The following is a 12,389-nucleotide window of genomic DNA, read 5'->3' on the forward strand; positions in this document are numbered from 1 at the left end:
CAATGCCCGGAACGGTCCTGAGCCGGCTGGCCACTGCCGTCTGGAACCTGCCCCGCAACATCCTCATCCTGCTGCTGATGGCTTACCGCAAGGTGATTTCACCCTTGTACGGCCAGGTCTGCCGCTTCTTCCCCTCCTGCTCGGCCTATGCCCTTGAGGCGATCACGGTGCACGGTGCCGTGAAAGGAAGCTGGCTGGCTACCAGGCGCCTGTTGCGCTGCCACCCATGGAATGCCGGCGGAGTGGACCATGTCCCCGCCGGGCACCGGGAATGGCCGGCCGACCACACCCCCACAATTGTTGTGCTGAACAATCCGGACAAGTACTTGGCTGCTCAGCCTGATGGAGAAGGCCGCACTGCGGCCTGACGAATAGGGAATCGTATGGATATCTTTGGAACACTCTTGGCCCCGTTCAAATGGTTGGTCTCAGCCATCATGGTGGGCTTCCACGACGGGCTGAGCGCCATCGGCATGCCGGCGGCCAGYGGCTGGACGTGGACCTTTGCCATCATCGGGCTGGTGCTGGTGATCCGCGCGGCCCTGATTCCCGTCTTCGTCAAGCAGATCAAGGCCCAGCGTGGGATGCAGCTGCTGCAGCCGGACYTGAAGAAAATGCAGGACAAGTACAAGGGCAAGACCGACCAGCTSTCCCGCCAGGCCATGGCGCAGGAACAGATGGCCCTGTACAAGAAGCACGGCACCAACCCCTTCTCGGCCTGCCTGCCCATGCTGATCCAGATGCCGTTCTTCTTCGCGCTCTTCCAGGTGCTTTCGGGCATCACGGCGGCCGCCAACAAGGGCGAGGGAATCGGGGCWATGAGCCACGAGCAGGTAGTGCAGTTCGACCAGTCCACGATTTTCGGTGCCCCGCTCTCGGCATCGCTGCTGCACGGCGGCGGCGGCAACCAAACGTCCGTGTGGATTCTCTCCATCGTGATGATCCTGGCCATGACGGCCTCGCAGTTCATCACSCARAAGCAGATCATGGCCAAGAACATGTCCGAAGARGCCMTGGCRAGCCCSTTYATGCGCCAGCAGAARATGATGCTCTACATCCTGCCGATCGTGTTCGGYGTGGGTGGCATCAACTTCCCCATCGGCGTAYTGATCTACTGGACCACTACCAACCTCTGGACCATGGGACAGCARTTCTTCGTGATCCGCCGGATGCCGACGCCGGGTTCCCCCGCCGCCAAGGCTCTCGCCGAGCGTCGGGCAGCCAGGGGCCTTCCCGCACTGCCCCTCCTGGGTGGAAAGAAGGCCGACGCCGAGGCAGCGGAGGCCTCCGCTGCGACCGCCGTGGAAGCCAAGACCCAGCGCGTCCAGCCGCAACGTAAGAACAGGAAGAGGAAGTAATGTCCGCCGAGAGCACCGAACACGCTATTTCCGCCGAGTTTGAGGACGACCGGGACGACGCCCAGGAGGCAGTCCTGGACGGGTCGCAGGACTCGTCGAAGGGTGCGGAGGCCGGCGCCGGCAAGAGCGTCACCGCMAGCCGCCTCGAAGAAGAGGGCGACGTCGCCGCGGACTACCTCGAGGARCTGCTGGACATCGCTGACATCGACGGCGACATCGACATCGAGGTSCGCAACGGSCGYACSTACATCTCSATCGTGGCSGAAGAGGAATCAGCCGGGCTGGAAGGCCTTGTGGGCCGCGACGGAGAAGTCCTTGAGGCGCTCCAGGAGCTGACGCGGCTCGCCGTCCTGTCCGCCACCGAGAACCGGTCCAGGCTGGTGCTGGACATCAACGGCTACCGCGCCGAGCGTGCCGGCGACCTGCAAAAGATTGCCGAAGACGCCGCCGCCGCGGTCAAGGAATCCGGCGAGGCTGTTGCCCTGGCTCCGATGAGTGCCTACGAGCGCAAGATCGTGCACGACGCCGTCGCCGATTTGGGGCTCGTCAGCGAGTCCGAAGGCGAAGGCGCAGACCGGCACATCGTTGTTTCCGCAGACTGAACCGTTGACTAGCTTGATGGTTGAAATTACCGCYCCGGAACTCAAGGCAGCAGAGTCCATCTTTGGTGACCGCCTGGACCTGGCGAAGCGCTACGTGGAACATCTGGCGACATCCGGCACCGAGCGGGGACTGATTGGTCCCCGCGAAGTGCCGCGGCTGTGGAGCCGGCACGTGCTCAACTGCGCCGTCATCGAGAGCCAGATTGCCCACGGCAGCCACGTCGCCGACGTCGGCAGCGGGGCCGGACTGCCGGGCCTGTGCCTGGCGATCGCCCGGCCGGATCTGGAACTGACCCTGATCGAACCGCTGGAACGCCGTGTCATCTGGCTCCAGGAAGTTGTGGATGATCTCGGCCTCGAGAACGTCACCATCATGCGCACCCGTGCCGAACTGGCTGTGGGACTCGTGAACGCSGACGTCGTGACGGCCCGTGCGGTATCCGCGCTGGCCAATCTCGCGGGATTGACCATTCCGCTGCTGGCCGGCAAGGGCGAAGTTGTTGCCATCAAGGGACGCAGCGCCGGCGAGGAAATCGAAAAGGCCGCCAAGGTTATCCGTAAGCTGGGCGGCATTGAGACTTCCGTGGTTGTGGTGGGTGAGGACCTGCTCGAGGAACCCACCACTGTTGTCCGAATAGTAGTGAACAAGCCTCAAAAGATTGCCTAGCACCGGCCCCGGTRCCCGGGGAGTCTGAGGGGAAGAGGTTAGGCTAGTAACCGGCAGTAAAAGCCGAATGAGAGTGAGCGTGTCATAGTGAGCAGTAGCGAGGCCTCCACACAACGGATCCCGCCGTTTATGTCCCTGGGGTCCGCACGGGCGTTTACCGCTCCTTCCGCCGCTTTTGACTTCGGCGGAAATCACACGTCTTCGGTTGCAAAGGCTACCGGGATGGCCGGTGTTTCACGTGAAACATCWCTTACCCATACGGGCAACGTCCTGGACTCCATTGACGATTCCAGTCCCATCGCCCGGGAGCTCGCGCACGAAAACAAGCGCCGCGAGCGGTTGCTCGGCCGGAAGCTGCCCAAGCCTGAGAAAACCCGCATCTTCACCGTTTCCAACCAGAAGGGCGGCGTCGGCAAGACGACGACGACGGTAAACATCGCCGCTGCCTTGGCGGCCGCYGGCTTGAACGTGCTCGTGATCGACATCGATCCGCAGGGCAACGCCTCGACTGCCCTGGGAATCGAGCACCACGCCGACGTCGACAGCATCTACGATGTCCTGATCAATGATGTCCCGCTGAAGGACGTTGTGGCCCCGTGCCCGGACATTGACAACCTGATCTGTGCTCCCGCCACCATCCACCTTGCCGGYGCCGAAATCGAACTCGTCAGCCTGGTGGCCCGKGAGCAGCGGCTGCGCCGCGCCATCGATGTGTATTCCAAGGAGCGCGCCAAGAATGGCGARGAGCGGCTGGACTACATCTTCATTGACTGCCCGCCGAGCCTTGGGCTYCTGACGGTGAATGCCTTCTGCGCCGCCGGCGAAGTCCTCATCCCGATCCAGTGCGAGTACTACGCGCTCGAGGGCCTCAGCCAGCTTCTGAAGAACATCGAGATGATCCAGAAGCACCTGAACGCCGATCTGGTTGTCTCCACGATTCTCCTGACCATGTATGACGGCCGCACCAACCTCGCCGCCCAGGTGGCAGCCGAGGTCCGGGAGCACTTCCCGCAGCAGGTGCTCGGTGCCGTGGTGCCGCGCTCGGTCCGKATTTCCGARGCGCCGAGCTACCAGCAGACYGTCATGACGTAYGAYCCTTCYTCCAGCGGYGCCCTKTCCTATCTGGAAGCCGCAGCGGAAATCGCRGAACGTTAGAATCTTYTCAAGAATTGCACTAACCAGAGCCAGGTGAATCCCGGCTCTTCCACTGGAGGGATTTATCCATGAGCGATAAGCGACGCGGCCTCGGCCGTGGACTTGGCGCACTCATTCCAAGTTCCGCCGCGACCAGCGCCTCCGGAAACGGTGCCGCCCCATCCAGGCCTGTGGACCTGTTCTTTCCCGAAGCCCGCAAGAAGACMTCCGACGCCGAGCCCGTCCAGGACGCTCCCGTCCCCGAGGCCTCAGAGTCCGGGGTGGCCGCCAAGACCCGCGCTTCCTCTGCTGCGACTGTTGAAGCTCCTGCAGACGACGTGACCGACGGYGCCGACGGTGCCGCCGAGACTGACGGCGCCGACGACGCTGGCGCCGGGTCGGCTGCGTCCAAGAAGGCACCGGCCCGCAAGACTGCTGCCCCGAAGTCCTCACCTGCTGCTGCCAAGCCTGCTGAGCCCAACGCCGACGAGCAGTTGCCGTTCGAGTCATCTTCCGAGCAGCGCGACAAAGACGCCGTCGAACTCGTGGACGTGCCCGGTGTCCGGTTTGCCGAAATTCCGGTCACGGACATCCACCCCAACCGTAAACAGCCCCGTTCCGTCTTCGATGAGGACGACATGGCCGAGCTGGTGCACTCTGTCCGGGAAATCGGCGTCCTCCAGCCAATTGTGGTCCGTACATCAACCGAAGAGGGTGGCGAGCCCTATGAGCTCGTCATGGGTGAACGCCGCTGGAGGGCAGTACAGGCCGCGGGGCTGGAAACTATTCCCGCGATTGTCCGTGACACCACCGATGATGACCTTCTGCGCGACGCCTTGCTGGAGAACCTGCACCGCAGCCAGCTGAATCCCCTCGAAGAGGCAGCGGCCTACCAACAGCTTCTTGAAGATTTCGGAACCACACACGAACAGCTTGCGGACCGGATCGGGCGTTCAAGGCCCCAGGTGTCTAACACGCTCCGTCTCCTGAAGCTTCCGCCGCTGGTGCAGCGTCGTGTTGCCGCAAACGTCATCTCGGCAGGCCACGCACGCGCATTGCTGGCACTCCCGGACGCTGCGGCAATGGAACGGCTGGCGCAGAAGATTGTTTCGGAAGGCATGTCGGTCCGGGCGACCGAAGAAGCTGTGACTTTGTATCAGAGCCCCGCCGCGCCGACCAAGAACAACATCCCGCGGCCGGGCGCCCGCCACGAGCGCCTGGACTACCTGGCATCGTCGCTCTCCGATCGCCTCGATACGAACGTCAAGATCTCCCTCGGCGCACGCAAGGGGCGGGTCAGCATTGAGTTCGCCAGCGTCGAGGACCTGAACCGCATCATGGATGTGCTGACGCCCGGGACGCCCAGCTAGATCACCGACTGCTTCGTAGTCCCAGGAGGGTCTGTTTCACGTGAAACAGACCCTCCTTTTTTGTTGGCGCCCATGCTGGTGTGGGTGCTGTTGTGCTGCTGATGATGTTTCCCGTGTATCGCCGATTTCCCTCGAGGACTCTCCGCTTGTCCCTCCCTCGGCCCAGCTGCCGGGATGTCCGGGTCTCGATTGTGGTGGCAAACCGCGTTTCGGTGTTGTCCTTCGCAGTTTGGGGACGGAACTCGTGTAGGTGGCGAGGTAACCCCCAAGCCGCTGTCGAGACCTGTTGACGGCACGGAAGCCGAATATGTTCCCGCTCTGGGCGCGGCCTGCTCTCGTACGTGTGAGCGCAACTGCATGGCGAGACAACTTCGGCGCATCGCTAAGCGGTGCATGGGGCGAAGCTCCTTCGTTGGAGGGTCCCGGCGCCTGCCTCGGGGGTGGGCGCTCTCCTTGGGGGCTCGACGCCTGTCTTGGGGGTGGGCGCCCTTTGAACTAGGTGGGCCAGGTATTTCTGTGGGCCAGGATGCGGCCCTTGGTTTTGCTGCTGATGCGGCCAGATCGTTTCGCCGAGGGCTATTGAGTCCCTGTACGCTTCGATGCAGGCTGCGGGCTGCAAGGGGCTATTGCCGGTTAGGAACTACTGTATGAAATCCGCGCCGGCACCGGGGGCCCTGCTGTCGTAACCGGGCACCGCTCCTGGCGTCGTGTCCGTGCGATCCGAACTGAAGGATCCATGTTTCACGTGAAACAGGATCGCCTCCGTTTCACGTGAAACCAAGCAGACATCACCCCGCCTAACGGACCTTCTTGGGCGCGGACTCTAGGTGGGTAGTCTTCCGACCAAACACGTGATTGCGGAAGTCTCTGACCGGATGACCACCGGCCCGTAGTCGCCCTTGTCAGCTTGGGGATTTCTCCCGGATGTCAGTGATCGAGCCGGCAGGGCGCGAACCGGCTGGAATGGCTCCCCCGCACTTCTGGCCGGCGAGGCCAGTTCTAAAATCTACTTCTTGCAATCGACTTTCTTTGGACCGTCAACCACGCCTCTGCTGGGCGCGAAGGGAACTTTTGCTCCTAAATGAGCGCGGAAGCTGCCGGAGAACTTGGGGCGACATGGCACGCTATCCGGGGTTACTCCTTCGCTCCTCGACAAAAAATCCTTCGTCCATTCCAGCCGATGCGGGTACGGGACAGGCCAATAGCCACATCAGTTCCGCGGATACCTGCGGGGCAACTGCAGAGCAGAGTGGACCAACTTGGGACGGCTGAATCGACATGACGCCCTGTGCGCACACTCCCCTGTCGCGAGATCGTCCGCTCATGCCCATGATTCACTCCACAACGGCGTCGGTCGCCGTTATCTGGACACATTTCAGCCCAGTCCAGAGTCCAGCGAAGTGCAATGGACTCCCGACTGGATTGGTCTGGTCTGGTCTGGAATGCGCTGGACTGAACTGCACTTCGTTGTACTGCGCTGGCTGACTGCGTTGCGCCTGTGGACGCAACGGGGCGATGTGGATCCAATAGATGCACGCACGCTGGCGGTCCACGGAGTGTGGGTGAGCCTTGGAGGGTACTGGAGCGGGCAACGTTTCGTCTCTCGCGCGCCCTCGAGCGCTCCCTGATGTCGATGCGCGCCCGTGGAGACACCCCCAAGGCCTGCAAGTTGCTTGATGTGAGCTGGCCCGAGCAGATCCAAACGGTAGGCGGTCGAGGCGCTGGTCGAATGAGGTTGAGCCTGCGCGTATGGGTGCCACGGTCTGGCAGAGCGGGGAGAGCTCGCCAGAGTTGCGCTTCCTCCGTAAAACACCAGGCTGTTGCCCTCGTGCCCTGAGCCGAGGCTCCCACGAGTAGCACTGAGTCTCGCCACAGTGGCGAGTGCTGATTTCCCGCCGCGACCCAAAGCCGGCAACTCTCGTCTAAGTGCCCAGAGTTGAGACAAGCAGGACACGGAGCCCTCGCCCACCTGCTATCCGCCAGCCCTCCGCCGCACTCCGTAGATCACTACTATCCACCACGCGCCGAGAGCTGAGGTTTCAATCCATTCGTCCAGTCCGCGACTTCCTGACCATAGCCGCGAGCCCTCCGTCACCACACCACCCCAGAGGCCATGTGCCACCTCTGCTTGTCCTTGATGTTGGAGCTCTTCCTAGTCAGGTCTCCGCTTGGCTCTGATCGTCGGTCTAGTGGGCCGGACGGGAGCCCCTATGGAGATGCCAGGACGGCTTCGATGCTCCCGGGAGATGGTCACCCACTTAACGGTCCGGAGCATCGCGACTCGTCTGTCGCCTGGCTGATACGCCCGGATGGATCTGCAGGCCCCGACTCCCGGTTGGGGCGACAATCGCGATCTGCTCGGTAGCTCCTGTCCCCCGACTCGCGGGCTGGGTCGGCGATCGCCTTCCGTTCGGTAACTCTTGTCCCGGGAACCTGTTCTGTCCATCAGTCCGTCGATCGAACTTTACGCATCAGCCCACCACCGGGGAACGGCGTTCCTTCCCCTTGGACGATGGCTCCTATGATCTCCTTGCCACGAGACCTTGTGGGACCGTGGAGCAAGAATGATCGCCCTCGGCGCCGGCACCTCTGACCACAACGACCCGTCGGGCGATTCCCCCAGTGTGACAAGCCGAGCCGGCCGGGAGATGGACGACTCGAGGAGCCATGGCATGTGTGCCTCCCCCGCAGCGCTGGTCGAGCACGTACGGTAGGCGTCATCGCCGTGCCGAACGATGGTGCTCATTACTGAGCCGAAAGGTACGGGGGTCATACCTCTCGAGACGGCTGGGAGGTTGGCCACCTGGCCTGTCGGTGCGATGATCAGCATCGAGGCGATATGCGGTCTGCGCAAAGCCGCGGATGGCGTGATCCTTCTCTTGTGACCATCGACGGGCGATGCAAGGTAGTTGGAGCCTTCATGACTGAGCGAGCGAATGGCGTCCGGCAGGCATACCGGCATCCACTCCCCTTCCCGGGCAGCACGAATCCGCCCCCCCCTTCCAGGGACAGCGCACACCCGCTCCCCTTCCGAGGGCAGCGCCCCGTCCACGGCTTGTACTCCGCGGCCGCCTGTTCGACGGTGCGGCGGGCGGGGACGCCCCTCTCCTGATGGCCGCGTCGCAGCTCCCGTCTGCGACGAGACCATATCGAACAATGCCAACGAGAGTAGCGGTCGACGCTTGAAGCGATGTCGCACTGCGACGGTTCCACGCAGATGGCGTCCCGGCATTGAGGTCGGGACGTGGGCATCCATGAGCTTGGCCTTGGGGTTGAAACCGCTCATCCTCTTGGTGCCTCCAACCGCTGGGGCTGTGTACCGATGTGGTGCGCAGGCCGCTTTGCGAAGCGGCTCGGTCAAACGGGGCGCATCTCGGCCTCACCGTCTGGAGCGGCGACGTGCGCGCGGGTACTGCGGTCGGCGCTGCAAAAATGAGCTGTCCCTTCGATGTCCCGGGGTGCGCGACATGCGGTTTGGGCGGAGCAGCGCGTGAGCGCCAGGGGTCGCTTCGGGTGCGCGCCCCTGTCTGACCTGGGCGGTTTCGGCGGTGGATACAGCGGTGGATATTGCTGTGGATAACTTTGTGGATTACCCACATGCTCCGGCCCGCTCCGACGGTCGTACCGGAGGCCCCTTCGAGGTCGAGGCAATTGCGTGAGCGTTCGATATCCCTGCCGGTGACATGTTTCACGTGAAACAAGATCCCCGACTGCACCAGCTACCGGAGAAACTGCGGCGAGTACGTATCAAATCGCCGTCCTAGGGTTAAATACCCGCTCTCTCAGGCCTGTTCTCTCCGCCGCACCGCCCGAACGCTGAGCGGCTTCTTCTGACCGTTATATGTCGTCGAGGACACTCGCCTGCGAGGCAGCGTCGGGGGCATCGATTGACGGATACTGGCCAGTTCAAAACGGGTGTGAATAATCTCTCAGACCCTGTGGATAACCATGTGAATAACTTCTGTGGAGAACACGGTGGAAATCGGCGAGTCGGTAAGAGTCCGGGTCGTCTGGACGCGCCCGGTCTGCATGAGCGAGGGCCTTCCGTGACCCCCAATTTTCCGCCCTGGTGGGCAGCGGCGATGGTCCGGGCGATGACCGCGAAGCACCAGCCCTTTGCTTCTGAAGCCCCTGGTTCTTTGCGGTTGGACACGCAGGAATCCGTAGTCTCCCCTCCCAGCTCCGGGATGGTCGTGAACGATTGGCAGGGCCAAGGAAGACGTGATCCCGTGACTGTGTTGTCGAAGGGCCGTTCGAGAGTGCCATTCGGCGGCGAGGGTGATTGACGTGAACTAGGAGATGGGGAGGAGTCAAGGTCGTCCCTGTCCACCGCACGGGAACTCCGGGCACCGTTCGGGAGACGAACCGGCAGACGGGCTGTGCCCTCTTCATCAGCCCCGGAGCAAATTGATCGCCGGAGCAAGCATGGGTTCATGGGCCGTGACAGAGCTTAGGCGGAGTGGGGACGGGACCGCTAGCGAAGTAGTCCAGGGACGAGGACGCCCCGATGGTCCGGTGGAAAGTACGCGGCTGATAGACGAACCGTTGCTGACTTGATGAGAGAGCTGGACCCGGCACTTGATCGACCAGTCATTGCTGAACTAGTTGGCGACGTGAGCTCAGCCCTTGATCGACGAACCTCTGCTGAACTGGTTGGGAGCCTGGACCCAGCATTTGATCTACCAACCGGTGCTGAACTGGCTGTCGACGTGAGCTCAGACTGTGATCGACAAGGAAGGGGGACGGACCCGTTGGACCGCGGTCGAGGCAGGTGCAATCGAGGGGTCCCCCAACTACCGGTCATCTAGACGGAGACTCGCGAGGATCGCGACCCGAACTCGCGTGAGCCGGCGGCGCGATGTTCGGCCAAACTGCTGAAAGCCGGACGCTGAATGCTGATCGTGGGAGCCGGTGTGAACATGATTCCTCGCGAACCACTAAGGAAAGTCAACCGCCGGTCGCCCATCAGCGATGGACTGAAAGGGAGCCGAGCGCCGTAGACATTGCTTCAGCAGTGCGAACGCCGGAGTTCGTGGGCTGGATCCGCAAGCCGTCGGGGTTCTGGCATTCCGGGATGCAAGGGAACGCTGGCGCCGAGGAGCAACCGGCGGTCGATACTGTTCTGCCTGACGGATTCGGCTCACGGTCCGCCTCTTGCTGCTGAGCCCGGGTGCCGAGTTGTCCTGACCTGAGGGCTCCTGCATTGGCCGAGGGTGGGATGGCCTGCAGGCGTAGGCGGCGGCCTGAGCTCAGGCCGAGTGCTCCCCCCTGGGTGGCCCCTTTGACTCCGCTTGCGGGCCAACTCTCCCCTGGCTCGCTCTGGTCCGACGCCGCCAGAACCGAACAGGGATTGATGCTGGCGGCGTCGCGGCAACGGCATGTGTAAGCGGCTGCCTACCCTCAGGCCGGGCCGAATCGATCGCCATGTTTCACGTGAAACGGAGCAGCGCCAACTTTCTGCCCCAATCCGTGGAGGAGCAGCGCGGTTCTCCCGTGGTGCAGCATTGAGAATGGGCTTTGAATCGGAGGGTCCATGTCCCGATTGGATGGCAGTGGTCCCTCGGGAGATCGGTTGCTGGCCATGAGTCTCTACTTCGCCCGCACTCGTCGTGGCTTTGTCGGTGTCCGCTCCTGCGGACTGCGTGGTCGTACCCCCGGGAGTAGCTCTCCCCTGGACGGTCGTGGAGAACTAGCGGGTCGGCATTGGCCTGATGAGTCCAAGCTTCCCATCCGGCCGACAAATATGTTGGACAACAAGACAGAGAATATGGTCAATGGGTTATCTGAGAGTCAACTGTCACTTGCCTTCGAGGTCCCTTACCGCTTGGCGGCTGGTTGCAAGACTGTTTCACGTGAAACATGGGATATCGAAACTCTGTTGCCCCTTTCTTGCAACAACCACTGTCCGAGGAGACGCACTTRTCCGAGGATGCCCCTCTCAGTTCTCCGGCGCTGCGTGGCATTGTTTCACGTGAAACATCGCCTACCATTCGGTCCGCGCGTCCGGTGCGGTGATGGAAATAGTCATCGCAGTGAAGCGCCGCTGGTCTGAACTTCACTCATGTGGTCCCCCAGACCTGCCAGAGGACCGAGATCGATCAGGCTGGGCGGTGGGGATCGAGGGGTCCTTCAGTTGCAAGTTAAAATGACGATCGAATCACCACCGAATGCCAATCAGCTGCCGGCGCGTTCACTTGCAACACATTCGCTGTGCAAACGAAGCTCACGGCGGGATAGGCCCCATATGTCATATCGCCCGTTGTTTCAAAGACTGCCGGAGCAGCGGCTCATCCAACGTTTGACGTCCATTTGCGCCAAATTCAGTCAGTCGTGAGCAGTGAATGTTTCACGTGAAACGGGCACCAATGCCGCGTGTTCCGTCACCGCGGGGCCAGTACACTTTTAGCCCTTTTCGACCCAGATCCGCCCGGATTCCGCGAAGAGACCTCGGCTGCCGGAAACCACCGGTTTGCTGATCGGAGCACGATCGCATGTCGGCAGCCAATCAGTATCCGATACAAGTGCGCCGCTGACCATCCAGGATGTCACAAGCGACGACTATTCGGGGACTGAATTATGTTTCACGTGAAACACGCCGACAGGCCGTGCAATCAAGGAAGTCCTTCGCCCGACCAACAGAAAAAGAGGGCGGGTCGGAGCCTCCCTCAACGCGAAATTCGATCGCTCAGCGAGAATGGTCGATCTACAGAAACCCATCCCCAAAGACAACCTTTTTCGCTTGCAATTTCGCCCAGTGAGACCGACAGGCGACATCGGGCCGGCCAGTACCCGGCCACTCCCCTCTGCGGGCACCCCTGCGGGGCACTGGAGCACAACAAAAAAGTGGCCCCCGCGAGAAGCGGGGGCCACTTTCACTCAGCCCACAGCGGGCTGACTACGAGCTGGAACTAGGACAGGACGTCCGCGAATTCCTTTTCGAAGAACTGCTTGGGCCGGGCGCCGATCACCGTGCTCTTGACCTCGCCGCCCTGGAACAGGTAGACGGCCGGGATAGAGGTGATGCCGTATTCGGCGGCGATGGCCGGGTTGTCGTCAACATTCACCTTGACCACATCGACCTTTTCGCTGTACTCGACCGAAATCTCATCAAGGATCGGTCCAAGCTTGCGGCAGGGGCCGCACCATTCGGCCCAGAAATCGACGATGACAGGCTTGTCGGAGGCCAGCACGTCAGTGCTGAAGCTTGCGTCAGTTACGTCTTTTGCGTTGCTCATAACCCTTGTCTCTCTCTTCGGTG

At 62.1% G+C, this 12,389-nt stretch carries 7 protein-coding genes; 6 read left to right on the forward strand and 1 reads right to left on the reverse strand.

Features of this window, described 5'->3' with window-relative positions; translation table 11 throughout:
- Positions 1-2: 2 nt before the first annotated feature.
- The 6 genes from yidD (at position 3) to AC1DEY_RS10315 (ending at position 5,131) form a co-directional block, all read left to right on the forward strand.
- Complete coding sequence (gene yidD / locus AC1DEY_RS10290) at positions 3-368, forward strand: membrane protein insertion efficiency factor YidD (RefSeq protein WP_476867904.1); 366 nt, start codon at positions 3-5, stop codon at positions 366-368.
- A gap of 15 nt (positions 369-383) precedes the next feature.
- On the forward strand, positions 384-1,358 hold the full coding sequence (gene yidC, locus AC1DEY_RS10295) for a membrane protein insertase YidC (RefSeq protein ID WP_476867843.1): 975 nt from the start codon (positions 384-386) through the stop codon (positions 1,356-1,358).
- Entirely contained in the window at positions 1,358-1,960 is a 603-nt protein-coding gene (locus tag AC1DEY_RS10300) for a Jag family protein (protein WP_441409171.1), read from the forward strand. The genes yidC and AC1DEY_RS10300 overlap by 1 nt, the downstream gene beginning before the upstream one ends.
- Positions 1,961-1,976: 16 nt before the next feature.
- Positions 1,977-2,627 carry a 16S rRNA (guanine(527)-N(7))-methyltransferase RsmG gene (gene rsmG / locus AC1DEY_RS10305; protein WP_476867844.1) on the forward strand — a complete coding sequence of 217 codons (651 nt, stop codon included), beginning with the start codon at positions 1,977-1,979 and terminating at the stop codon, positions 2,625-2,627.
- A gap of 87 nt (positions 2,628-2,714) precedes the next feature.
- Positions 2,715-3,782, forward strand: a complete 1,068-nt coding sequence (locus AC1DEY_RS10310) for a ParA family protein (protein WP_476867845.1) — start codon at positions 2,715-2,717, stop codon at positions 3,780-3,782.
- 68 nt (positions 3,783-3,850) lie between these two features.
- Complete coding sequence (locus AC1DEY_RS10315) at positions 3,851-5,131, forward strand: ParB/RepB/Spo0J family partition protein (protein ID WP_476867846.1); 1,281 nt, start codon at positions 3,851-3,853, stop codon at positions 5,129-5,131.
- A gap of 6,908 nt (positions 5,132-12,039) precedes the next feature.
- On the opposite strand, the gene trxA is transcribed toward AC1DEY_RS10315, so the two are convergent.
- A complete protein-coding gene (gene trxA, locus AC1DEY_RS10320) occupies positions 12,040-12,366 on the reverse strand; it encodes a thioredoxin (protein WP_091248528.1) in 327 nt (108 codons plus the stop codon).
- Positions 12,367-12,389: the final 23 nt, after the last annotated feature.

Source organism: Arthrobacter sp. 05T47 (assembly GCF_056395825.1).